Here is a 22,058-nt window from a genome sequence, read left to right as displayed (position 1 = left end):
GTCGTCAGGACTGCGCCACCGGTCAGGACTGCGCCGCCGGCAGGCAGGTGACGCAGAGCTCCGCCCGCTTCCCCGGCGCCGTGCCCTCCGCGAACTCGTGCGGGAACTGCGCGCGCGGCAGGCCGCACAGCGTCTCGACGGCGTCCGGCCCCGCCACGAGATGGGTCTCGGCGTTCGGATGCCGGGTCAGGTCGGACTTGCCCGCGTAGATGCGGCCCGCGCGCATGCCCGGGTAGTGGGACCAGACGAACTTCGAGGCCACGATGATCGGGGACACCCGGGAGAGCCTAGGGCCGACGCGGAGACGGCGCGGTTCTTCGCACCGTGGACAGCGGGCCTCCAGGTGGGCGCAGCGGGGTGGCGCGGCCGGGCGCTTGACGACGTGGCCGGCCGGAGGACGCTCGGGGTGTGGGTGGGTTCAGCCAGCAGTCCGCGAATGCACTGCACGACGTCGCCGAACGGCTCGTGAGCCGCTACGGCGCCCACGACGACGGGCGCGCCGCGCAGATCCGGCGGACCGTCGACGCGGAGGCCGAACGTTTCCAGGACGCGTCCGTCCACGCGTTCGTCCCGATCCTGGTCGAGCGCGCCGTCCGGGGCCGGCTCGAGACCGGCCCCCGTCCCGACGAGGTGGCGTGACCATGGCCAAGGACAAGCACCCCGAGCCGAAGCCGGCGACGGCGGGCGAGCGGGTACCGGCGCCCACTCCGCTGCCGGTGGAGCGGCACGGACCCACCGACGGCGACGCCGCCGGCACCCGACCCGACGGGTCCGGACGAGGTCTCGTCGAGCAGGTCGGCAGCGCCGCGACGGAGACGGCCCGGCTGGTGCACGCCGTGCTCCCGAACCGCACGCCCGCCTACCTGGGAGCCGGGGCGCTCCTGCTCACCGGCGTCATCGACCTGCCCGCCGCGGTCGCCGGCGGGCTGGTCTACGAGGCCCTCCGGCGTTGGACGCCGGGCTGAGCCGGGACGGCGACATCCAGGTCCTCAGTCGTTCAGGCCTTCACGGCCGGGAGTGCATGACGCTGCGCACGGCGTCGAGCACCACCAGCGGACGATCCGGCGCCGCGGTCCGCGGCCAGGCCCGCGTCAGGTGCTCGGCCAGCCGGACGAGCGGCTCGGAGCGCGCCGCGCCGGGGTCGTCGGTGCGGTCGTGGATCGCGTCGAACAGATCGACCACGGCGGCGCCGAGCCCGGGCAGCAGCCCGTCGAGGGCATCGACGGCCTCGTCGACGAGCACGTCACTCACCGTCCGGTCGGCGTGAACGATCACGGCGAGAGCGTAGCCATCGCGTCGGGGAGCCGCCGTGGCCTCCCGCGTGCCGACCCGATCGTGACGGCCGCCGACGAGTCGGATCGGCGATGCTCGGGAAGAGACACGGGACCCGACGCAGTGGTATGCCTGACCCGTCTGGAATGTACGGATCGGCGCACGGGGAATCGTCGGGAGAGGTGGGTGGCATGACGGCGGTGTCCGAGCCGGAGGCGTACGAGTTCGCCACCGACGACCCGGATCTCGCCTACGCGATGATCTGTGCGCGGTACTCGGACAGCACGTTCCGGATCTCCGGCCACCGCGACGCGTTCCAGCTCCACCTGCGCGGCACCGACACCGACCGGTTCTCCCTCGAGCGGATGCGGCAGTCGGTCGCGTTCGGGACGAGCACGGCACCGAGCGGCGCGCTGTTCGTCGCACGGCCCCGGGCCGGACGGTGTGACGTGAGCACCGACGAACGGGAGGTGCAGTTCGGCCCCGGGGAGACCGTACTGATCGACCCGCTGCGCCCGTTGTCGACGTGCCTCGACGACGTCGACTACGACGTGGTGCGGCTCGACCTGGGCGAGACCGCACGGATCGCCGCCGACCTCTCCGGGCTGGCGCCGGAGGGGGTGCGCTTCTGGCTGTCGCGGCCGTTGTCGGCGAGCCGGGAACGGCACTGGCACGCCGCGGCCGAGCACGTGCGCCGCGACGTGCTCGGCGACCCCGAGATCGCCGCGAGCCCGATGGCCCGCGCGGAGGCGTTCCGTCTCCTGGCGACCACCCTGATCCACACCTTCCCCAACACCGCCCTCGACGCGGTCGAGGACGCGACCCGACGGGACGCCGGGTCGGCCGAGCCGGCCGTCGTGCGGCGCGCGATCGACTTCATGGAGCGCCACGCGGGAGAGCCGATCGATCTCGCCGACATCGCGGAGGCGGCCGGGATCGGACCCCGCGGCCTGCAGCACGCCTTCCGCAAGCACCGGGACACCACGCCGCGGGCCCACCTGCTCGCCGTCCGCCTGGAGCGGGCGCACCACGAGCTGCTGGAGGGCGACCCGGCTCGCGGCGACACCGTCTCCGGGGTGGCGCGCCGGTGGGGCTTCACCCACCTCGGCCGGTTCACCGCCGCCTACCGCCGGCGTTTCGGACCCCCGCCGAGCGAGACGCTGCGCCGCTGAGTGCCGGGCCTTGTCCGCCGCACGAGATCACGAGTACGTTTCGCGAGAGGCGGCCTGCGGGCCTGCCCCGCCCCTGCTCCGTCTCCCGGGACCACCGCACGCCGAGCGCCGCCCCCTGGCCGCTCGGCCGTGGCCCCGGGAGGCGGGGCCCGGGCCCTCCCGCCGGGCCGGCGGGCCGTGGGGGTGGACGGGCAGGACGAGCCGATCGGAGCGCTGGCGATGCTCGAGTTGCCGAACCCCCTGCTCGACGCCGACGAGGCACGGCTGGCCGCCGCCGCGGGCATCGTCATGGACTCGCTGGGCCTCGGCGCCCCCGAGGCCTTCGCGTGGATCACGGACGTGGCCGTGCTGACCGGCATCGCGGGTCTCGACCTCGCCGACCTCGTCGTACTCGAGGCGGCCCGCGAGGGGCTCCGGGCGGACATTTCCCGGGACAGCACGTCGAACTGACACAATTTCGGCCCCCGTAGGGGAAAGAGCCCGGGACGTTCGGCCACTCGCCGTGGCCGGACAGGCGACCGGCGCAATTCTCGACAGATCTTCTTCACGCCAGCATCGCGGAAGTGTCGGGAGTCGTTGAACGGGAAGCTGGAACGGACTCTCGTTTCGGAGATCCGGATTCAGTTCCCCTGACGCTCCCCGCGATCGGAGATCTCCTCGTGATCATTCTCGGAATCATTCTCATCGTCCTGACCTACGTGGTGCCCGCCGTCCCAGGAATCGTCGGCACCATCGGCTGGATCCTCCTGGTGGTCGGCCTGATCCTCACCCTGCTGGGCGCGGTCGGGCGGCCCGTCGGGCGCCGGACCTACTTCTGATCCCCGGCCCGGGGCCGTCCGCGGCAGCGGACGACTCCGGGCAGGTGGAGGCCGATCGTGACGCCGTCGTCATCGTGGTGCGCTGGAATGGCCGCCACGAATCCGACGCGGCGGTGGGAGGTGCCCCGGTGGGTGTCTGGGACATCGCGGCGTTGCCGCCCCGCGAGCAGTTCGGCTACTGGCACGAGGTCATCTGCCAGGCCTTCGTCCCGCTGACCCCGCACCGCACGCTGGACGAGGAGGGCTTCTCGGCCCGCGTCGAGACACGCCCGCTCGCCGGGCTGAACCGGGCGCGTCTCCGCGCCCGCCCACAACGCACCGACCACGGCCCCCGCGAGGTCGCACGCACCGACGACGACCACTACTTCGTCAACCTGCAGCTCGCGGGACGGTGCATCACGACGGTGCGCGGTGAGACCAGCGTCGTCGAGCGGGGGCAGTTCGTGGTCGTCGACACCACCGAGCCCTACTTCTTCCACCTCGACGAGCCGTGGCAGATGCTGTCCTACCGGCTCCCCCACGCCGCGCTGACCGATGCCCTCCACGGCCGCCGGCCCGCCCTCGGCCGACCCGTGGACGGGACCGGCGTGGGTTCGGTGGTCACCGCCCTGATGACGGCGCTGTGGCCGCTCGGGACCACGACACCCGGCGCGGCCGACCTCACCGACTCCTTCGCGGCCGCGGTCGCGGCGGCCACGGCGGAGGGCCGGCGAGATGCCGGGCCCGACGAGCAGCGCGGCGTCACCCGGGCCGCGGTGCTGGCGTACGTCGAACGGCACCTCGGCGACCGCGACCTGACCGTGCACGGCGTCTCCCGGCGGTTCGCGATCTCGCCGCGCACCCTGCACAACCTCTTCGCGGACACCGACGGGACCTTCGCGGCCACCGTGCGCCGCCTCCGGCTCGAGCGCAGCGCCGCCCGGCTGGCCGATCCCGCCGACACCGCGACCGTCACCGCCGTCGCGGCCGCCCACGGATTCGACGACCCGACGTCGTTCAGCCGCGCCTTCCGCCGCCGGTTCGGGGTCTCGCCGCGCGACGTCGCGACCTGACCGGTCTGCACGAACGGCCGGCCCACCGTGCACGGAACGCCGAGACCGCCGCCGTCCGCCCGGCGATGCTCGGGCCCTCACCGAGCGGAGGAGCAGCCATGACCGTGTCGTTCCTGTTGAGCCCCGAGCAGGAGGAGCTCAAGGCCGCGGCCCGCGCCTTCGCGGACGAGCACCTGCGCGACCTCGCCGCCGCGGTGCGCGCGGAGCCCGACCCGCTGACCCGGGCGCTGCTGGCGCGGCCGGTCTTCGAGAAGGCGGTCGGACAGGGCTTCCTCAAGGGCCTGATCCCGGCGGCCGTGGGCGGGGCGGCCGGCGGCGGTGTCGAGGCGGCGATCTTCGTCGAGGAGTGGGCCGCGAAGAGCCCCGACTTCACCATCTCCTTCGCCGGGCCGCTGATCGCCCTCATGCCGGTCTACCAGGCCGGCACCCCGGAGCAGGTGCAGCGCTTCGTCGCCCCGTTCCTCGCCGACTCCGGGGCGCCGCTGGCGGCCATGGCGTTCAGCGAGCCGGGCGGCAGCGCGAACTTCGACGCCGAGGCGCCCGCGGCCGGGATCACCACGACCGCCACCCCCGACGGCGACCACTACGTCATCGAGGGCACGAAGGCCTGGGCGTCACACCTGTCGGGCTGGGACGGCGACGGGCCGGACCTCATGACCATCGTCTGCCGGGCGCCCGGGGGCATCTCGCTGCTGGTGGCCGAGCGCGAGCACCTCGCCGGGCACCTCGAGGTCGAGGAGCACTACGACCTGCCGGGGCTGCGCGGCTGCCTGACGTCGCGGGTCCGTCTAGACCGGGTCCGTGTCCCGAGGGCCAACCTGCTCGGCCAGGAGGGCCAGGGCGTCGCGCTCACCCGCAACGCGTTCCTCCCCAGCGGGGCCTCGATCGGGGTCTTCGCCGTCGCCGCCATGCGCGAGGCCTTCGACGTCGCCTACCGCTTCGCCCGGACCGAGACCCGCGGCGGGGCGGTGCCGATCCTCGAACACCAGGCGGTCTCGGACGCCCTCGCCGACGCCAAGGGCCGGATCGAGGCCGCCCGGCTGCTCGCCTGGCGGGCGCTCGACGCCGTGATGACCCAGCACCCGTCCGCCCTCGAGCTGGGCCTGCACGCCAAGGTCCTCGGGTCGGAGACGGCCGTCGAGGTGATCACGAAGCTGGTTCAGGTCGTGGGTGTCACGGCCTACGACCGGAACTTCCCGCTCGCCGGATTCCTCGACGACGCGCTGGCCTACCCGATCATCGAGGGCAGCAACATCGGGATCCGCCGCCGCCAGCTCCAGAGCCTGTTCCTCTCCCCCGGGTACGACCCGCTGGCCGCGTCCGGCATGAGCTGAGCCGCGTCACCGACCGGGTCCGAGCGTCCCGATCACGGGACGGTGGTCCGACGCCGGCACCCACGGCACCGCCGGGGGCACGACGGACACCAGGCCGCGGAAGAAGAGGTAGTCGATCTTCTCCCGGGCCGGGGCGGCCGGGTTCCCGGGATCGTTCGGGGAGGTGGGCAGGTTCCCGTCGGGATCGACCTCGCCGAAGCGGTCGCGCAGCGGGGCCGTCGCGGCGGGGTCCGCTCCCTGCGGCTCGTTGAGGTCGCCGACGACGACGGTCGGCGCGGGCTCCGCGCCCGCCCTCGTCGCGAGATCGCGGATCTGGCCGAGAGCCACGCCGTTCAGCCCGAGGTGGGTGTTGTAGAGCGTGAGCGGCGTCCCGTCCGGCGCGCGGAGGGTCAGCCGCTGGTACCCGCGCTGCTCGTCGCGGTGATCCGGCGCGTACAGACCCGTCGTCGCCGAGGTCACCGGGAGCAACGTGAGCACGGCCAGCCCGTAGGACACCACGGCGCCGTCGTGGCACGGGTGGCGGAGCTCGGCGTTGACCGGCGCCACGTCCTCGGCCGGAGTGGGCCGGACCGGTCCAGGCACGGCCACGTAGGGCAGCCCGCGGTCCCGGCGGAGCTCGTCGGCCAGGGCGACGGCCTCGCCGGCGCAGATCTCCTGCAGCCCCACCACCGCCGGCCGCCACGCGGCGATCGTGCCGATCCAGTCGGCCGGGTCGTAGCGCGCGGTGAGCACGTTCCAGGTCATGACCCGCAGGTCCGACGGCGACTCCGGGGGCGGTGCCGGGGCGCAGGCGACGGCCAGAGCGCAGACGACGAGGGCCGCCGCCGCGGGAACGCGCACCCGGTCGCCTCCGCCGTCGTCACCGTCATCGAGGTGCGGAGAACGTACGGCACGGTCCGACGGCAGGACAGGGCCTTGGCCCCGCGAGGCAGGAGGAACGTGCACGGCGCACGATGACTTCCCCGGCGGCGTCGGGCACCGTGGAGAAGTCGGCCCCGACCGCCGCCCGGTACCCCCCACCAGGCGCGGCGGCCGGGGCCGACCCTCGCGATTCGAGGCTCGGACGACGACCGGTTCATCCGGATCTCACCACCTGCGATCGGCCCGTCGCAGGGGGTCACGACCGTCCGGGAGCGGAGCATTCACTCTCCTGGCGCGGATACTGTGGTGACGAACGGTGACCGCAGGAGGGGTCGTGAGCGAAGGGCGCACCGGCGTGGAGACCGCCTCGCGCGCAGCGGCGGTGCGTGCCACGCGCCTGCTGGAGACCGGGCCGGAGGAGGCGTTCGACCGGCTGTGCGTGCTGGGGAAGTCGTTGCTCGACGTCCCGATGACGTACATGACCGTGGTCGACGAGGTCCGGTCGTTCCTCAAGGGCGCCCCCGACTCCGCGGCGCTCTGCGGGCCGGACGGCACCTTCGAGGCGCCCGCCCGGGAGGCCGCCTGCCAGCTCGTGGTCGACAGCGGCGTGGAGGTCGTCGCCCCCGACACCGCGGCCGACCCCCGGCTGCGCGACCTGATCCAGATCAAGGCGTTCGGTGCCCGGGCGTGGCTGGGCGTCCCCGTCCTCGACCCCGACGGGTACGTGCTGGGCAACCTCTGCGCGATGGACGTCCAAGTCCGGGACTGGACCGCGGCGGAGGTCGCCGCCATCCGGACCCTCGCCGCGGCCGCGAACGACACGATCGGCCTGCGCCTGGCCGCCCAGGACCTCGCGCACTACGCCGAGGAGAGCGCCGAGCTCGCCGAGATCCTGCAGCAGTCGCTGCTGCCCGCCCACGCCCCGCGCGTCCCCGGCATGGAGATCGCCACCCGCTTCATCCCGGGCGGCACCGGCGTGGACGTCCTCGGCGACTTCTACGACGTGGTCCCCCTCGTCGGGGGCGGCTTCGGGGTGGTGATCGGCGACGTCTGCGGCAAGGGCGCCGCGGCGGCGCGGACGACGGCGCTGGCCCGTTCCGCGGTCCGCACCGCCGCGCTCTCGGAGCCCGACCCGGGCGCCGTCCTCGACACCGTCAACGAGGTGCTGCTGTCCTGGTTCGGCGCCGGGCGGAGCTTCGTCACCGCCGTCTACGCGACCTTCGCCCGCACCGGGGCGGGCTGGAGCGTGCGGATCGCCGGCGCCGGACATCCCCCGGGCTTCGTGCGCCGGGACGACGGCACCGTGGAGCAGCGCCCCGGCGGCGGCCGCGTCCTGGGACTGACGGCGGACCACCCCACCGCGATCGACACCGTCGAGCTGGCTCCCGGCGACGCGCTGGTGCTCTACACCGACGGCATCACCGAGGCGCGGGACCCGGCGGGCGCGCAGTTCGAGGAGGACGGCGTGGCCCGGTCGCTCGCCGCGCAGGACGGCGCCGACGCCGAGGCGCTCGCCGGCACCCTCGTCACCGCGGCCGCCCGGCACCACGCGCGGGCGACGAACGACGACGACGCGGCGGTCGTCGTCCTGCGCGTGGAGCCGTGACCGCTAGCGCAGCACCACGGCGGCGTCCGGCTCGACGGCGCGGAAGGTGAACGACTCCTCGAAGTAGAGGTGCACCACCTGGCCGTCGTGGTCGTGGTAGCCGATGGCGAGGTCCTGCCCGACGTCGAGCAGGAAGTCGCTGCCGCGCTGGCTGACCACCAGGGCGCCGTCGAGCCCCGGCGCGCGGTGGACCTGGCCGCCGAGGATGCGGCTGAGGTGCTCGAAGAGCGGATAGCCGCCGTGCTCGGTGGTCTCGACGATGCGGGTGTAGCCCGCCGGGGCGATGGCGAGCGCGTACGGTCCCTCGATGCCCTGGCGCCGCAGCTGGTCGACGGCCCGCGCGACCGCGCCCGGGTACTTGGCCGGGTCCTCGCCGAGCGGGACGGCGTCGTAGGGCGAGATCTCCGTGATCCCGGTGATGCCGGCGTCCGGCCACCCGTGGAAGATCGCCCGGTTCTCGATCTCGGCGGCCTCCCGGGCGGCCCGGGCGAGGTCGTCGAACTCGGGGTCCTGCGAGCCCCGCTGCAGGTCGTCGATCTCCTCGCGGGACACCGTGAAGGGCACCCGGAACTCGACGAGCGGCTGGACCCGGCGCAGCCGCGCACGGGCGCTGCCCGCCGCCGCGCCCGGGGGCGGGCCGGCGAGGCGGTGCGACCGGCCGAGGTCGACCGACGACGCCTTCCAGCCGGCGGTCCCGGTCCAGTCCGCGAGACGGCGGGCCGTGAGCAGCGGGGTGAGCCGCTCGCGGGCCTCGTCGTCGACGGCCGCCCAGGCGGTCGTCGGGATGGGCGCCTTGTCGCGCAGGAGGTGGTCGTGGACGGTCACTGCTGTCCCTTCAGGCTGCCGATCCCGAGACCGTGACCGGCCGGGGCGGGGGTGTCGAGCTCGCTCTCGACGGCCGCGACGTAGGCCTCGGGGTCCTTGTCGCGGTTGTCGAGATCGTCGGGGGTCGGGTGGGCGTCCAGGAACTCCTGGAACTGGACGCCGAGGCTGTCGCGCAGCCCGGTGGTGGCGTGCTGGCGGAAGTCGGCGAGGCCCTCGTTCTCCTCCTCGCCCATGTGCTCGTCGTTCGCGCGGCGGGCGGCCCACACGCCGTCCCACCAGCCCCGGCTGCCGACCGGGTTGCGCTCCGCGGCCGCGACGCCGTCCCGGATCTCGTTGTGGTCACCGATCGCGTCGAGCGTCTCGTCCTCGGGGTTCTCACCGTGCGCGAGCAGCTGCGGGTAGAAGATCTTCTCCTCGGCGAGCGCATGCACGTCGAGCCGGTTCGCCAGCGGCGTCCAGATCGCGGTCAGCTCGGCGGGCTCCGAGGAGGGACGGGCCTGCAGTTCGTCGAGGGCCGCGAACTGCCGACGGAACCACGCGTGGTCGTCCATGATCAGCGTCGTGATGTCGGGCACGGCGGCCACCTTAGCCAGATCCGCGCGGGTGCCGGATCGACGACATGTGCTCATCCATCGACGGGTGTTACCGTGCGTGCGTGGAGCCGAACGAGAACCTGGCGTTCGACGCTCTGTCCGACCGTGTCCGCCGGCGCATCCTGGCCGTGCTCGGTGAGCAGGGTGAGCTGAGCGTCGGCGACATCGCCCAGCGGATCGACGCCGTCGGTCGCACGACGGTGTCGAGCCACCTGCGGGTGCTGCGCACCTCCGGGCTGGTCCGCGAGCGCCGCGACGGACGGAACCGCTTCTACTCCCTCGACGCCGACGGCGCGGTGCGCGACGCGTTCGTGTTCCTGCAGTCGATCCTGCGCCAGGGCGTCGAGGCGGTCGAGAACCCCGGGGCGACCTCCGGGGAGGACCCGCCGGGGTCGGCCCGGCAGGCGGCCGGGTAGACGCCGCGGCGGCGCGCATGAGCGACACCGTCACCATCGCGGCCGAGCGCACGGTGCGCCTCGCGCCCCACGAGGTGTTCGCCCTGTTCGGCACGGCCCAGGGCGCGGGCTGGCTGTTCGACGCGCAGTGCGACGAGGTCCGGCCGGGCGCGGTGGTGAGCCTGCGGCTGCCCCTCGACGGGCTCGGCGGTCACGCCGTGGACGTCCTGGGGACGCTGGCGCGGGTCGTCCCGGGCGCCGTGATCGACATCGAGCACACCCAGCCGTGGCGCGGGCGGCTGAGCCTGCGGTTCACTCCCAGCGGCGCGCGCGAGACCCGGCTCCAGGTCCGGGCGCACGTCCCCGGCGAGGGCATGGAGTGGCTGCTGCACCGGCGTGGGATCCCGCTGCCGGAGCCCCCCGACGACGGCGCGGTGCGGCTGGGGGCGATCACCAACGCCTCGGGCTCGGGCGCGGTCTACTCGATGTCGGCCGAGCTGATGGCCGAGCTCGCCGTCGACGAGGTCAACGCCGACGGCGGGATCCGGGGCTCGGCGGCGCACCTGGTCACCGCCGACGACGCCACCGACGCCGACCAGGCCGCGCTCGAGGCCGAGCGGATGGCCCGGCTCGGCTGCCGCGCGATCTTCGTCAACAGCACCTCGGCGAGCTTCGAGGCGGTGCGGCGGGCCGTGACCGGCTGGGACGTGCTCGTCGTGCACACCGTGCTCAACGAGGGCGGCGGCCTGTCCCCCACCGCGGTCCGGTTCGGCGAGCGGCCGGACGCCCAGCTCGACGCCCTCGTCGCACCGGCGATGGCGACGGCGGGCGGACGGCGGTGGTTCCTCGTCGGGCAGAGCTACGTGTGGTCCTACGGGGCCCACGCCGCGGCACGTCGCGCGATCACCCGCGCCGGGGGCGAGGTCGCGGGCGAGGCCCTGCACCCGCTGGGCACCGGGGAGTTCGCCGCCACCATCGAGCGGATCGAGCGCTCCGGGGCCGACCTGATCCTGTCCAGCCTGGTCGGCGCCGACGAGGTGGCGTTCGAGCGCCAGAGCCACGCGGCCGGTCTGCGGGCGACCACCCGCACCGTCGCGCTCGCGCTCGAGGAGGCCACGATCGCCCACATCGGGCCGCGGGCCGGCGAGGGCCTGCAGACCGCGCTGGGGTACTTCCAGGACAGCCCGGTCGCGGGCAACGGCGAACTGCTCCGCCGCTACCGCACGGCCTACGGCGTGTGGGCGCCCGCGGTCACCGCGCTCTCCGAGATCGTCTACGAGTCGATCCACCAGTACGCGCGGATCGTGCACCTCGACCCCGACGGGTCCGCGGCCGCCCACGGCCGGGCGCTGCGACGGCAGCGGCCGGTCACGGCCCCCGACGCGATCGGGAGCCGCGACCTGCTGCGCCCGCAGCTCTACGTGGCGCAGGCCGACGGGTCGTCGTTGCGGATCCTCAGCGAGGTCGGACGGCCGCGCTAGAGCTTGGTCAGCACGTTCTCGGCCGAGGACACGTCGTGGTCGGGGAGACCGGCCTCGACGTCGAGCGAGGTGATCACGCCGTCCTCGATGACGGCGCTGTAGCGCTGCGAGCGCACCCCGAGCCCGAAGTCCCCGGTGTCGACCTCCAGCCCCATCGCCGTGGTGAAGGCGGCGGCGGAGTCGGCGAGCATCACGATGTCGTCCGCGTGCTGCGAGGCAGCCCAGGCCTGCATCACGAAGAAGTCGTTGACCGACAGACAGAAGATCTTCGACACGCCCTTGTCGGCCAGCTCCGCGGCGTGCATCACGAACCCGGGCAGGTGGGCGTCGCTGCACGTCGGGCTGAACGCGGCGGGCACGCCGAAGAGCACGACCCTCCCGGTGCCGAGGAGCTCACCGGTGCGGACATCGCTCACCTCGCCCCCGGAGATCGCCTTGAGCGGTACGTCAGGGACCTTCTCGCCGACGGAGATCGTCACAGCACGTCCTTCCGAGGACTGTCGGGATGTTCAGCAAACGCCGCGGCGGGCGGGATGTCGAGGGTGTCACGGACCGCGACGGACCCGTGACGCCGCTCGAAACCGCCGACCCGCCAGAGCAGGGCCGCACCGCCCCAGACCAGGACGAAGAAGCCGACGATGACGTAACCGAGCAGCTCGAAGTCGTCGGCGATCGAGGCGAACCCGGCCAGCGCGGTGACCCCGAGATCGTCGGCGAGCACCCCGGCCAGGTAGACGGCGGCGATGAACCCGGCGACCGTGACCGTCGCGGCGGTGGTCGCGATGTTGTAGAAGAGCCGCCGCGCCGGGCTGCGGTTCGACCACGAGTACGCGATCGACATCAGCAGCCCGTCCGCGGTGTCGAACGCGCTCATCCCGGCGGCGAACAGCAGCGGCAGCGTCAGGGCCGCCAGCAGCGGCGCGCCGCCGGCGGTCCCGCCCGCCCCGGAGGCGGTCGACGCGGACAGGGTCAGCAGCGTGACCTCGGAGGCGGTCTCCAGCCCGAGCCCGAACAGCAGGCCCAGCGGGTACATGTGCCAGGAGTGGCGGATCAGGGTGCGGGCGCGCCCGCCGAGCATCCGGTTGACCAGGCCGCGGTTGAGCAGCCGGCGCTCCAGCTCGTCCTCGTCGAGACGGCCGCGGCGCAGGTCGCGCCAGGAGCCGACGATGCCGGTGAGGACCATCGCGTTGAGCACCGCGACCAGCCCCAGGAACACCATCGCCACGACGGTCGAGACGGTGCCGCCGACCTCGCGGAAGGTGTCGACCCCGCTCGAGCTCGCCAGGCCCGCCGCCAGCGCGACGACCAGCCCGAGGATCACCACCACCGAGGAATGGCCCATGGCGAAGAAGAAGCCCACGCCCACCGGGCGGCGGCCGCGCTGGACCATCAGCCGGGTGGTGTCGTCGATCGCGGCGATGTGGTCGGCGTCGAAGGCGTGACGGATGCCGAGCACGTAGGCGAGCACCCCGGCCCCGGCGAACGCCCCCGCGCCGAGCGGCCCGGCGGTCAGGGACAGGTAGAGCGTCCAGCCCACCACGTGGAGCAGGCAGACGACGGCGACGATGGCCGACAGCTGCAGGCGCTGACCGCGCGACCAGCTCGTGGACGGCGCGAGGGCGCTCGAGGTCAACGGGGGTCCTCCTCCGACGGCGGCCGTGGCCCCGGGCGACGCCGGCGGCCGCCGGACAGTAGGCCTGTTCAGCTTCACATGTCGATAGTCGTCGACGTACGCAACACAGCGTCAACGCAGTCATCAGACCGAAACATGTTGACGTGTCGGTGATCGTTGACATGTACCGGAAAGGCTTCCTACTGTGTTCCCGTTCACAGCCGGATGGCCGCCGTTCACGCCCCTGGAGCACGTCTGATGCCGCTTCCCACCCCGGACCATGACGCCCTCACCGCTGTCGCCGCCGGTTACGGCCTCGGCCTGTCCGCCGCCGAGGTCGACGAGTACGCCCCGGTGGTGGCCGGCCTGCTCGCCTCCTGGGACGCGGTCGCCGAGCTGTACGACGCCGAGGCCCCCGTCGCCCCCCGGCGCGCCTGGTCCCGGCCGGAGGAGGCCGAGAACCCGTACAACGCCTGGTACGTGACGACGTCGATCACCGAGTCCGGCAGCGGCCCGCTGGCCGGGCGGACGGTCGCGGTGAAGGACAACACCGCGGTCGCCGGGGTGCCGATGACCAACGGCTCGGCGACCGTCGAGGGGTTCGTCCCCAGCAGCGACGCGACCATCGTGCGCCGCCTGCTCGACGCCGGGGCCACCATCGCGGGCAAGGCCGTCTGCGAGGACCTCTGCTTCTCCGGCGCGGGCATCACCGCCTCCACCGGCCACGTCCGGAACCCCTGGGACCCCGCCCGGCACGCCGGCGGCTCCTCGGGCGGCAGCGCGGCGCTCGTCGCCGGCGGCGTGGTCGACATGGCCACCGGCGGCGACCAGGGCGGCTCGATCCGCATCCCGGCCTCGGACTGCGGGGTGGTGGGCCACAAGCCGACCTGGGGCCTGGTGCCCTACACCGGCGCCTTCCCCATCGAGGCGACCATCGACCACGTCGGGCCGATCACCCGCACCGTCACCGACGCGGCGCTGATGCTCACGGTCATCGCCGGCGCGGACGGCCAGGACCCGCGCCAGCCGATGGATCTGACGGGGCAGGACTACGTCGCGGCGCTCGCCACCGGCGCGCAGGGCCTGCGGGTCGGGGTGCTGCGCGAGGGCTTCGGCCTCGCCGAGTCCGAGCCCGAGACCGACGAGGCGGTGCGGGCCGCCACCGGCGCGCTCGCCGACGCCGGCATGACCGTCACCGAGGTCTCGGTCCCCTGGCACCTGCACGGGCCGCGGATCTGGGACGTCATCGCCACCGAGGGCGCCACCTCCCAGATGATCGACACCTACGGGTACGGCCTGAACTGGAAGGGCCGCTACGACCCCGAGGTCATGGACCACTACGGCAGGCGCTGGACCGAGGACGGCCGCCGCTTCCCCGAGACCGTCAACCTGGTGCTGCTCGCCGGGAAGTACGGCCTGGACACCGCGCACGGCCGCTACTACGCGATGGCCCGCAACCTCGCCCCGAAGCTCGCCGCGGCCTATGACGCCGCGCTGGCCGAGGTCGACGTGCTGGTCATGCCGACGCTGCCGATGCGCGCCACGGTGCGCCCCGGCCCGGACGCCCGGCCGCCGGAGATCCTCGGCACCGCGCTGGAGATGCTCGCCAACACCAGCCCGTTCGACGTCACCGGCCACCCCGCGTGCTCGGTGCCGGCTCCGCTCGCGGGCGGCCTGCCCGTCGGGATGATGCTCGTCGGCCGCCAGTTCGACGACGCCACCGTCCTCCGTGCCGCACACGCCTACGAGCAGGCCGTCGGCGGCTTCCCCGCTCCCGCGGCGGCCACCGCCGCCGTCTGAGGAGTCCACGCACGACCGATCACGGAGGTTTCATGAACGGCATCCACGATCTCGGCGGACGGGACGGCCTCGGCGCCGTCGCCCCTCCCCCGCCGGGGGTCGAGCCGGTGTGGAAGGCCGAGTGGGAGAAGCACGCCCACACGATGTTCCCGCTGGCGTTCCGGGCCGGGTACTTCGGCATCGACGAGTTCCGCTTCGCCATGGAGCAGATGGACCCGGTCGAGTACCTGTCCTCCGCCTACTACGAGCACTGGCTGCACGCCGTCGAGCACTACGGCGTGCGGGCGGGCGCCTTCGACCCGGCCGAGATCGAGAAGCGCGCGCAGTACTACCTCGAGAACCCCGACGCGCCGCTGCCCGACAAGCAGGACCCGGCCCTCGTCGAGTTCATCGAGGCGGTGATCCCCGCGGGCGCCACCGCGGTCCGCGACACCGGCAAGACCGCGAAGTTCCGCGTCGGTGACCGGGTGACCGTGGTCGCCGACGCCCCGCGCGGACACACCCGCAAGGCCGCCTACGTCCGCGGCCGGACCGGGGTGATCGAGCTCGCCCACGGCGAGATGATCTACCCCGACTCGGCGGGCAACAGCCAGGGCGAGGCCCCGGAACACGTCTACACCGTGCTCTTCACCAACGAGGAGCTCTGGGGCGCCGACGCGGCCGAGCCGAACGGCTCGGTCACCTTCGACGTCTGGGAGCCCTACATCGTCCCCGCCGCTGCCAAGGAGAGTGCCGCATGACCGTGCCCCACACCGTCGCCGCCGCCGCGACGCCGGAGCACCAGGCCGAGGTCGCCGCCCGCGTCAAGGCGGTCGAGTCGATCATGATCGAGAAGGGCCTGATGTCGACCGAGGCGGTCGACCGGCTCGCCGAGATCTACGAGAACGAGGTCGGGCCGCAGCTCGGGGCGAAGGTCGTCGCCAAGGCCTGGACCGACCCCGAGTTCAAGGCGCGGCTGCTCGCGAACGCCACCGCGGCGTGCGCCGAGCTCGGCATCGGCGGGCTGCAGGGCGAGGAGATGGTCGCCGTCGAGAACACCGACGACGTCCACCACGTCATCGTGTGCACGCTGTGCTCGTGCTACCCGTGGCCGGTGCTCGGGCTGCCCCCGAACTGGTACAAGCAGCCGGCCTACCGCGCCCGGATCGTGCGCGAGCCCCGCAAGGTGCTGCGCGAGGAGTTCGGCTGCGCCGTCCCCGACTCCACCGAGGTCCGCGTCTGGGACTCCAGCTCGGAGCTGCGCTACTGGGTGGTCCCGCAGCGCCCGGCCGGCACCGAGGGCTGGACCGAGGAACAGCTCGAGGCGATCATCACGCGCGACTCCATGGTCGGGGTCGGGACGGTGAGCGCATGAGCAGCCCGACCCGCGAGAGCACCGAGGTCGGCGACGCCCGGCGTCGCGTCGAGACCCTCATCGCCGGCACCCCGGGTGGCGACGGCGAGGCCTCGTTCCGCGAGCCGTGGGAGCTGCGGGCCTTCGCCCTCGCCGTCGCGGCATACCACGCCGGGCAGTACGAGTGGTCGGAGTTCCAGCTCTCGCTCATCGAGTCCATCCGCCGGTGGGAGGCCGACGGGGCCGACGAGGGCGCCGAGCCCTGGAGCTACTACGAGCACTGGCTGACCGCGCTCGAGACGGTCCTCGCGGGCAGCGGTCTGCTCTCCGAGGCCGACCTCGACGAGCGGACCCGGGCGGTGCTCGCCACCCCGCGCAACGCCAACCACCACGAGGCGCACCGCGAACCGATCGCGACCGACCCCGCGATCCGGTGACCAGCCGCAGCCCGCTCGTGTTCACTGGTCCGTGTCATGGCACGGATCGGTGAGCACGAGCAGGCGGCGCACCCGGAGTGGCCGCTGGACGAGTGGCAGGACCTGATCCGGACCCACTTCGTCTCGCTCGACATCCGGCCCGGGAGCGAGCAGCCCTTCCGCGGCGCCGTCGACATGCACCACATCGGGCCGCTGTCGGTCGCCCGGGTGCGCTCGGTCGAGCAGGACTTCCACCGCACGCCCGGGCTCATCCGCGGCGACGACGAGCAGTACCTCCAGGTCGGCCACCTGCGCCAGGGCGCCGCGGACCTGGAACAGGACGGCCGCCGCTGCCGGCTCGAGCCCGGCGGGCTGGCCGTCTACGACACCTCGCGGCCCTTCACGTGGAGCATGACCCAGCCCTGGGTGATGGACGTGTTCACCTGGCCGCGCAGCCTGCTGACCGTCGAGTCGACGACGGCCGTCACCGCCCGCGTCCCCGTGGGCGGCCCGAGCACCTCCATCGCCGCCGCCGCGCTCCGCCAGGCCGGGGCCGGGTCGGACGACGTCGGCGGGGCGGAGGGCGACCAGCTGGCCACCGCGCTCGTCGACCTGGTGCTGTGCGCCGCCCGGACCGACCTGCCGGCTTCCGCCGCGGGCGCACCCGCCGTGGGGCTCCCGGCCGTGCTCGCCGTCGTCGACGCCCACCTGCGGGACCCGGCCCTGGACCCCGCCCTCGTCGCGCGGCGCTGCCACCTCTCACTGCGCTCGCTGCACCGGCTCTTCGCCGACGCCCCGCGCACGCTCGCGGGCCACATCCGGCTGCGCCGGCTCGAGAAGGCCCGCGAGGCGCTGCTCTGCGAGCCGACGCGCCCCGTCGCCGCGATCGCCGCCGAGTTCTGCTTCTCCGACGCGAGCGTGTTCGCCCGCGCCTTCCGCGACGAGTACGGGCACAGCCCGCGCGCCTGCCGTCGTCTCGCCCTCCCGTAGTCACCCGGGCACGCACTGCCGCATCCGCGGCGCGCAGTGCACAGATCGCGCGCATCCCCGTTCCTAGGCTGGCTCACCACCACCGAAGGAGCCGACCATGGAATCCGCCATCGACAGGCACCTCCAATGCCCGCGCACGCTGACCCGGCGCGTCCCGGACGAGTACCAGCCGCCGTTCCCGATGTTCGTCGGACGCGCGGCGCAGGACCTCACCCAGGTCGTCATGGGCTACTTCGGCGTCCAGTACCGGGGCGAGGAGCACAAGGCCGAGGCGCTGGCGGCGCTGCGGCACATCGTCGACGGGTTCGGCTCCGACGACGGCCCCGGTGAGTGGGACGCGACCCGGCACCAGGACAAGCAGGGCTACGACAACATCATCGCGGTCGGCTACTGGCGCGACCCCGAGACCTACGAGCGGTGGCTCTCCCGCCCCGAGATCGCCGGCTGGTGGAACTCCGACGAGCGACTCGGCGGGAACCTCGGCTTCTTCCGCGAGATCGTCTCGCCGCGCGCCGACCAGTTCGAGACGCTCTACGCGTTCACCGAGCAGTTCCCCGGCGTCGGCGGCGTCATGGACACCGTCAGCGGCGAGATCCAGGAGCACGCGTACTGGGGATCGATGCGCGACCGGATCCCGGTCTCGCAGACCGACTGGATGAGCCCCACGGGCGAGCTGGAGGCGCTCGCGGACCCGTCGCTGACCGGGCGGGTCGTCGTCCGCGGGCACGACAACGTGGCGCTGATCCGCTCCGGCCAGGACTGGGCCGACACCGGCGACGACGAGCGCAAGCTCTACCTCGAGGAGGTCGAGCCGGTGCTGCGCGCGGGGATGGACTTCCTGCGCGACAACGGCGAGGACATCGGCTGCTACAGCAACCGCTACGTCCACTACATCGACCTCGACGGCAACCCGATCGAGAAGAGCTACAACATCGGGCACTGGCGCTCGCTGGGCCAGCTCGAGCGGTGGGCCGAGTCGCACCCGACCCACCTGCGCATCTTCACGACGTTCTTCCGGGTGGTCGCGAGCCTCGAGAAGCTGCGGCTCTACCACGAGGTCTCGGTGTTCGACGCCGCCGACCAGTACTACGAGTACATCAACTGCCACCCCGCAACGGGCATGTTGCGGGACGCCGTGGCCCCGACCATGGCGTGATCAGCTCGATCCGGCCGGGACCGTCGCCCCTGCGGTCCCGGCCGGGTCGGGCAACAGGCCGAGCTGGACGAGGAAGGTCGGCCGGTCCCAGTAGAACCGGGAGCTGACGATCCGGCCGTCGCGCACGGTGTGCGCGGCGCCGAAGGCGAAGTCGACGGTACGACCGGTCGGCGGCACGTCGCTGCCGTCGGGGCCCTGGACCGGACCGGTGTTGGTGCCGCGGCTGCGGGCCTCCTCGAGGACCGTGTCGCCGTCGGCGATCAGGCGGACGGCCTCCACCCGGCAGTCGGGGATCGTGTCCATGATGCTGCTCCAGAACTCCGCGACCCCGTCGTGCCCGGAGCCCAGCAGGCCCGGGGAGACGATCTCGCAGTCCTCGGCGTAGCAGCCGAGGAAGCCTTGGCGGTCGGCCTCGTTCCACGTGGCGATCGAGGTGCGGACGACGTCGGTGGCGGTCATGGTTCCTCCCGGATCGGGATGTGTCTGGCGAGGAACCAGGGTCGGGCGGGCGGCGCGCCGGGACATCGGTCAGCCGGTGGATATCAGCTAGAGGCCGTGGTGGACGGCCGCCGCGGCGAGCTCCGCCCGGGAGGCGAGCCCCAGCTTGGCGTAGACGTGCACGAGGTGGGTCTTCACCGTCGAGCGCGAGACGAACAGCCGCTCGGCGATGTCCACGTTGGCGTGCCCCGCGGCGACCAGCCGGGCCACGTCGAGCTCGGTCGGGGTCAGGCTGTCCCACCCCGAGCGGGGCCGACGGCGGGGGCCGCGGGCGCGTCGCGCATACGCGACGGCGCTCGGGGCGTCGAGGGCCGCGCCGGCTGTCCAGACGTCGTCGAACCGGTCCCCGAGGTGCCGGGCGGCGTGGTGGCGCTCGGCCTCCGCGGTCGCCGCGAGCGGGTCGACGCGGCCCGCCCGGTCGTGGATCCCGTGCGCGGCGGCCAGGAGGCGGGTGCCTTCTTCGAGGCGCCCGGTGTCGAGTGCGGCGGCGCCCAGCACCACCAGGGCGTCCGGGGCGTCGGCCCACAGCCGGGCGTCCTCGATCTCCGCGAGCCCGGCGTGGGCGAGGGTCTCGACAGTGGCCGGGTCGTCGCCCCGGGCCGCGCCGATGCGGGCGAGCACCACGCGGCAGGAGCCGACGTGGGCCGACCCGATGGCCTCGCCGCCGGCCAGCGCGAGGGTGGCGGCCCGCTCGGCGGCGGCCGGGTCGCCGAGGGCCAGCGTGTGCCGGGCGCCCTCGAGCACGAGCCGGGCGGCGTCGAACGGCACGTAGGGCACGATCGTCAGTCCCCCGGCGATCAGCGCCGCGGCGCCCGCCGACCGGTCCGACCCGATCGCCGCGATGCCGGGGAGGGATTCGGCGAACGCCAGCGTGAGCGCCGCGAAGCGCAGCTCCGGCCGGTGCATCGCGGCCGCGATCGGCGCGAGGTCGTCGAACCGTCCGGTGGCGAGGGCGATGTTGGTCGCACCGCTGTAGGCGTAGAGCAGGAGCAGGGGGTCGGCCACCCGTTCGCCGACCGCGGCCGCGGCGCGGTGGGACTCCCGGGAGGCCGCGAACTCGCCGGCGGCCTGGGCCGCCATCGCCCGGTGCAGGTGGGCCCACGCCTGCCCGGAGAGGTCACCTCGAGCCGTGGCCTGCGCGTCGAGCCGCTCGATGAAGGGCTCCGCGTCGGTCGTCCGGTGCACGATCAGGTGCGAGAAGGAGATCAGGTAGGTGGCGTCGTACTCGGCGACGGGGTCGTGGGTCTCGACGGCGCCGGCGAGGGCTTCGTGCAGCAGCGTGCGCGCGCCGTCGGGGTCGGAGAAGTTCCGTACCCCGCCGAGGACGATCCGCGCCCGCGCCGCCAGGGCCCGGTCCCCGGCCGCGTCGGCGTCGGCCAGCGCCGTGGCGGCGGCCTCGGCGGCCTGCGGGAACGCGCCGCCGTAGAAGCGGGCGTAGGCCGTCGACCACCACGCCCGTCCGCGCGCCGCGCTCGACGTCGTGGCGGCCGCGAGCACGTCCTCGGCGAGCTCCGCACCCGGGATGCCGTGGCCGCGGCGGGCCCAGAAGAAGCCGAGCGCGGTCATCAGCCGCAGCCCGCCGTCGTCGTCCGGATCGGTGGCGGCGTGGTCGAGCGCGCGCCGCAGATCGGGCAGCTCGCGCTCCAGCCGGTCGAGGGCGTCGACGTCGCACCGCGCGGTGGCCGGTTCCAGCTCCTCGGCGAGCTCGGCCGCCCACCCGAGGTGGCGTCCGTCGAGGACGGCGGTCTCGCCGGCGTCCTCGGCGCGGTCCCGGGCGAAGGCCCGCACCGTCTGCAGGAGGCGCCACCGCGTCCGGCCGCCGTCGTCGGGCTCGCGCTGGACGAGCGACTTGGCCACCAGCTCGGTCAGGGCGGCGTCGACGGCGGCCCGGTCGAGCGGCGCGAAGCCGGCCACGCGGACCGCCCCGGCCGCGTCGAACCCACCGACGAAGACCCCGAGCCGGCGCAGCAGCACGTGCTCGTCGGGCGCGCACAGCCCGTACGACCACTCCAGCGACGCCAGCATGCTGCGCAGCCGCGGGGATGCCGGGCGGGGACCTCCGGTGAGGAGCCGGAACCGGTCGTCGAGGGCGGCCAGGATCGCCGACACCGACATCGCCCCGACCCGGGCGGCCGCGAGCTCCACGGCCAGCGGCATCCCGTCCAGAGCGCGGCAGATACCGGCGACGACGTCGGCGTCCGCCGTCGCCAGGGGCCGCGACCCGGCGGACGCGGCGCGGGCGACGAACAGGCGGACCGCCTCGTAGTCCCATGTCTGGGACGCGCCCGTGCCGTCCGGCGGGGTCTCCAGGGGCGGCACACGCCAGACCAGCTCGCCCTCGACCCCGAGCGGCTCGCGGCTGGTGGCCAGGACCGTGGCGCTCCGACAGGCCCGGAGCAGGTCGTCGACGAGCGGGGCGACGTCGTCGAGCAGGTGCTCGCAGTTGTCCAGCACGATCACGGCGCGCGCACCGCCGAGGTACTCGGCCAGGACGTCGACGCACCGGGCCGGTCCGGTCGCGGTCGGCAGCCCGACGGTCCGGGAGATCGCCGCCTCGACCTGGCCCCGGTCGGTCAGCGCCGCCAGCTCCACCCACCAGACGTCCGCTCCGGCCAGTCGGGACGCGACCCGCAGCGCGAGCCGGGTCTTCCCGACCCCACCCGGCCCGACGAGACAGAGCAGCCGGGTCCGGCCGGCCAGCGCGACGCCCCGCTCGATCTGGGCCTCGCGCCCGACGAAGGAGCTCAGCTCGACCGGAAGCTGCGTCGTCGCCGCCATGACGTGCCCCCCACGGCGCCGCCCGCGCACGCGATGGCGGCTCTCGGCATCGTGGCACGGCGGGGT

25 protein-coding genes are annotated in these 22,058 nt (G+C 74.0%); 16 read left to right on the top strand and 9 right to left on the bottom strand.

The annotated features are described in order from the left end of the window. Nucleotides 1–22: 22 nt before the first annotated feature. Entirely contained in the window at nt 23–277 is a 255-nt protein-coding gene (locus LQ327_RS29770) for a hypothetical protein (protein ID WP_230739694.1), read from the bottom strand. A 131-nt stretch (nt 278–408) separates the two neighbouring features. On the opposite strand from LQ327_RS29770, the gene LQ327_RS29765 reads away from it, so the two are divergent. Together LQ327_RS29765 and LQ327_RS29760 are read left to right on the top strand one after the other, a co-directional pair. Then, nucleotides 409–639 (top strand): three-helix bundle dimerization domain-containing protein, encoded by a 231-nt coding sequence (locus LQ327_RS29765; protein ID WP_230739692.1) that lies wholly within the window; start codon nt 409–411, stop codon nt 637–639. Further along, a complete protein-coding gene (locus LQ327_RS29760; RefSeq protein ID WP_230739690.1) occupies nt 636–965 on the top strand; it encodes a hypothetical protein in 330 nt (109 codons plus the stop codon). The genes LQ327_RS29765 and LQ327_RS29760 overlap by 4 nt, the downstream gene beginning before the upstream one ends. Before the next feature lie 40 nt (nt 966–1,005). Here LQ327_RS29760 and LQ327_RS29755 read toward each other — a convergent pair whose 3' ends face one another. Continuing rightward, nucleotides 1,006–1,275 carry a hypothetical protein gene (locus tag LQ327_RS29755; RefSeq protein ID WP_230739688.1) on the bottom strand — a complete coding sequence of 90 codons (270 nt, stop codon included), beginning with the start codon at nt 1,273–1,275 and terminating at the stop codon, nt 1,006–1,008. 188 nt (nt 1,276–1,463) lie between these two features. On the opposite strand from LQ327_RS29755, the gene LQ327_RS29750 reads away from it, so the two are divergent. The 5 genes from LQ327_RS29750 to LQ327_RS29730 all read left to right on the top strand — a co-directional run bounded on the left by LQ327_RS29750 (nt 1,464) and on the right by LQ327_RS29730 (nt 5,648). Next, nucleotides 1,464–2,444: a helix-turn-helix transcriptional regulator gene (locus LQ327_RS29750; protein WP_230739686.1), complete on the top strand. Its 981-nt coding sequence runs from the start codon at nt 1,464–1,466 to the stop codon at nt 2,442–2,444. Nucleotides 2,445–2,663: 219 nt separating this feature from the next. Next, entirely contained in the window at nt 2,664–2,894 is a 231-nt protein-coding gene (locus LQ327_RS29745) for a hypothetical protein (RefSeq protein ID WP_230739684.1), read from the top strand. Between the two features lie 209 nt (nt 2,895–3,103). Next, complete coding sequence (locus LQ327_RS29740; RefSeq protein ID WP_230739682.1) at nt 3,104–3,262, top strand: DUF6131 family protein; 159 nt, start codon at nt 3,104–3,106, stop codon at nt 3,260–3,262. 128 nt (nt 3,263–3,390) lie between these two features. Then, nucleotides 3,391–4,314 (top strand): helix-turn-helix domain-containing protein, encoded by a 924-nt coding sequence (locus tag LQ327_RS29735; RefSeq protein WP_230739680.1) that lies wholly within the window; start codon nt 3,391–3,393, stop codon nt 4,312–4,314. A gap of 98 nt (nt 4,315–4,412) precedes the next feature. Further along, entirely contained in the window at nt 4,413–5,648 is a 1,236-nt protein-coding gene (locus LQ327_RS29730; RefSeq protein WP_230739678.1) for an acyl-CoA dehydrogenase family protein, read from the top strand. A gap of 6 nt (nt 5,649–5,654) precedes the next feature. Here the strand turns inward: LQ327_RS29730 and LQ327_RS29725 are convergent, their stop codons facing one another. Continuing rightward, a complete protein-coding gene (locus LQ327_RS29725) occupies nt 5,655–6,488 on the bottom strand; it encodes an endonuclease/exonuclease/phosphatase family protein (RefSeq protein ID WP_230739676.1) in 834 nt (277 codons plus the stop codon). Between the two features lie 355 nt (nt 6,489–6,843). Between LQ327_RS29725 and LQ327_RS29720 the strand changes: the two genes are divergently transcribed. Beyond that, entirely contained in the window at nt 6,844–8,115 is a 1,272-nt protein-coding gene (locus LQ327_RS29720) for a PP2C family protein-serine/threonine phosphatase (RefSeq protein ID WP_230739674.1), read from the top strand. Nucleotides 8,116–8,118: 3 nt separating this feature from the next. On the opposite strand, the gene LQ327_RS29715 is transcribed toward LQ327_RS29720, so the two are convergent. Beyond that, nucleotides 8,119–8,940: a family 1 encapsulin nanocompartment shell protein gene (locus LQ327_RS29715; RefSeq protein WP_230739672.1), complete on the bottom strand. Its 822-nt coding sequence runs from the start codon at nt 8,938–8,940 to the stop codon at nt 8,119–8,121. Then, nucleotides 8,937–9,515: a hemerythrin domain-containing protein gene (locus LQ327_RS29710; protein ID WP_230739670.1), complete on the bottom strand. Its 579-nt coding sequence runs from the start codon at nt 9,513–9,515 to the stop codon at nt 8,937–8,939. Before LQ327_RS29710 ends, LQ327_RS29715 begins: the two co-directional genes overlap by 4 nt. 80 nt (nt 9,516–9,595) lie before the next feature. Here LQ327_RS29710 and LQ327_RS29705 point away from each other — a divergent pair, with 80 nt between their 5' ends. Together LQ327_RS29705 and LQ327_RS29700 are read left to right on the top strand one after the other, a co-directional pair. Beyond that, nucleotides 9,596–9,949: an ArsR/SmtB family transcription factor gene (locus LQ327_RS29705; protein WP_230739668.1), complete on the top strand. Its 354-nt coding sequence runs from the start codon at nt 9,596–9,598 to the stop codon at nt 9,947–9,949. Nucleotides 9,950–9,966: 17 nt separating this feature from the next. Beyond that, nucleotides 9,967–11,409 (top strand): ABC transporter substrate-binding protein, encoded by a 1,443-nt coding sequence (locus LQ327_RS29700; RefSeq protein WP_230739666.1) that lies wholly within the window; start codon nt 9,967–9,969, stop codon nt 11,407–11,409. Here LQ327_RS29700 and LQ327_RS29695 read toward each other — a convergent pair. Beyond that, nucleotides 11,406–11,888 carry a peroxiredoxin gene (locus LQ327_RS29695; RefSeq protein ID WP_230739664.1) on the bottom strand — a complete coding sequence of 161 codons (483 nt, stop codon included), beginning with the start codon at nt 11,886–11,888 and terminating at the stop codon, nt 11,406–11,408. The genes LQ327_RS29700 and LQ327_RS29695 overlap by 4 nt on opposite strands. Continuing rightward, on the bottom strand, nt 11,885–13,042 hold the full coding sequence (locus LQ327_RS29690; protein ID WP_230739662.1) for a HoxN/HupN/NixA family nickel/cobalt transporter: 1,158 nt from the start codon (nt 13,040–13,042) through the stop codon (nt 11,885–11,887). The genes LQ327_RS29695 and LQ327_RS29690 overlap by 4 nt, the downstream gene beginning before the upstream one ends. 237 nt (nt 13,043–13,279) lie before the next feature. Between LQ327_RS29690 and LQ327_RS29685 the strand changes: the two genes are divergently transcribed. The 6 genes from LQ327_RS29685 (at nt 13,280) to oxdA (ending at nt 18,716) form a co-directional block, all read left to right on the top strand. After that, nucleotides 13,280–14,821 carry an amidase gene (locus LQ327_RS29685; RefSeq protein WP_230739660.1) on the top strand — a complete coding sequence of 514 codons (1,542 nt, stop codon included), beginning with the start codon at nt 13,280–13,282 and terminating at the stop codon, nt 14,819–14,821. Between the two features lie 32 nt (nt 14,822–14,853). Continuing rightward, nucleotides 14,854–15,561, top strand: coding sequence for a nitrile hydratase subunit beta (gene nthB, locus LQ327_RS29680; protein WP_230739658.1), 708 nt, complete (start codon nt 14,854–14,856; stop codon nt 15,559–15,561). Continuing rightward, on the top strand, nt 15,558–16,175 hold the full coding sequence (gene nthA, locus LQ327_RS29675) for a nitrile hydratase subunit alpha (protein ID WP_230739656.1): 618 nt from the start codon (nt 15,558–15,560) through the stop codon (nt 16,173–16,175). Before nthB ends, nthA begins: the two co-directional genes overlap by 4 nt. Next, complete coding sequence (locus tag LQ327_RS29670) at nt 16,172–16,591, top strand: nitrile hydratase accessory protein (RefSeq protein ID WP_230739654.1); 420 nt, start codon at nt 16,172–16,174, stop codon at nt 16,589–16,591. The genes nthA and LQ327_RS29670 overlap by 4 nt, the downstream gene beginning before the upstream one ends. Nucleotides 16,592–16,627: 36 nt before the next feature. Then, nucleotides 16,628–17,560, top strand: a complete 933-nt coding sequence (locus LQ327_RS29665) for a helix-turn-helix domain-containing protein (RefSeq protein ID WP_230739652.1) — start codon at nt 16,628–16,630, stop codon at nt 17,558–17,560. Between the two features lie 97 nt (nt 17,561–17,657). Further along, nucleotides 17,658–18,716, top strand: a complete 1,059-nt coding sequence (oxdA, locus tag LQ327_RS29660) for an aliphatic aldoxime dehydratase (RefSeq protein WP_230739650.1) — start codon at nt 17,658–17,660, stop codon at nt 18,714–18,716. Here oxdA and LQ327_RS29655 read toward each other — a convergent pair whose 3' ends face one another. Continuing rightward, complete coding sequence (locus LQ327_RS29655) at nt 18,717–19,175, bottom strand: ester cyclase (RefSeq protein ID WP_230739648.1); 459 nt, start codon at nt 19,173–19,175, stop codon at nt 18,717–18,719. It abuts the gene before it with no gap. 87 nt (nt 19,176–19,262) lie between these two features. Then, nucleotides 19,263–21,992, bottom strand: a complete 2,730-nt coding sequence (locus LQ327_RS35075) for a helix-turn-helix transcriptional regulator (RefSeq protein ID WP_308286401.1) — start codon at nt 21,990–21,992, stop codon at nt 19,263–19,265. Nucleotides 21,993–22,058: the final 66 nt, after the last annotated feature.

The sequence above is a fragment of the Actinomycetospora endophytica genome (genome assembly GCF_021026375.1).
Taxonomy (GTDB): Bacteria; Actinomycetota; Actinomycetes; order Mycobacteriales; family Pseudonocardiaceae; genus Actinomycetospora; species Actinomycetospora endophytica.
The sequence above is the reverse complement of the archived record's forward strand: the minus strand, read 5'-3'. Positions and strand labels throughout refer to the sequence as shown.

Excerpts from the sequence above, each read along its gene's own strand:
- LQ327_RS29750 (WP_230739686.1), top strand. The coding sequence starts at position 1,464 with ATGACGGCGGTGTCCGAGCCGGAGGCGTACGAGTTCGCCACCGACGAC.
- LQ327_RS29745 (WP_230739684.1), top strand. The coding sequence starts at position 2,664 with ATGCTCGAGTTGCCGAACCCCCTGCTCGACGCCGACGAGGCACGGCTG.
- LQ327_RS29730 (WP_230739678.1), top strand. The coding sequence starts at position 4,413 with ATGACCGTGTCGTTCCTGTTGAGCCCCGAGCAGGAGGAGCTCAAGGCC.
- LQ327_RS29700 (WP_230739666.1), top strand. The coding sequence starts at position 9,967 with ATGAGCGACACCGTCACCATCGCGGCCGAGCGCACGGTGCGCCTCGCG.
- LQ327_RS29685 (WP_230739660.1), top strand. The coding sequence starts at position 13,280 with ATGCCGCTTCCCACCCCGGACCATGACGCCCTCACCGCTGTCGCCGCC.
- nthB (WP_230739658.1), top strand. The coding sequence starts at position 14,854 with ATGAACGGCATCCACGATCTCGGCGGACGGGACGGCCTCGGCGCCGTC.
- nthA (WP_230739656.1), top strand. The coding sequence starts at position 15,558 with ATGACCGTGCCCCACACCGTCGCCGCCGCCGCGACGCCGGAGCACCAG.
- LQ327_RS29670 (WP_230739654.1), top strand. The coding sequence starts at position 16,172 with ATGAGCAGCCCGACCCGCGAGAGCACCGAGGTCGGCGACGCCCGGCGT.
- LQ327_RS29665 (WP_230739652.1), top strand. The coding sequence starts at position 16,628 with ATGGCACGGATCGGTGAGCACGAGCAGGCGGCGCACCCGGAGTGGCCG.
- oxdA (WP_230739650.1), top strand. The coding sequence starts at position 17,658 with ATGGAATCCGCCATCGACAGGCACCTCCAATGCCCGCGCACGCTGACC.
- LQ327_RS29655 (WP_230739648.1), bottom strand. The coding sequence starts at position 19,175 with ATGACCGCCACCGACGTCGTCCGCACCTCGATCGCCACGTGGAACGAG.
- LQ327_RS35075 (WP_308286401.1), bottom strand. The coding sequence starts at position 21,992 with ATGGCGGCGACGACGCAGCTTCCGGTCGAGCTGAGCTCCTTCGTCGGG.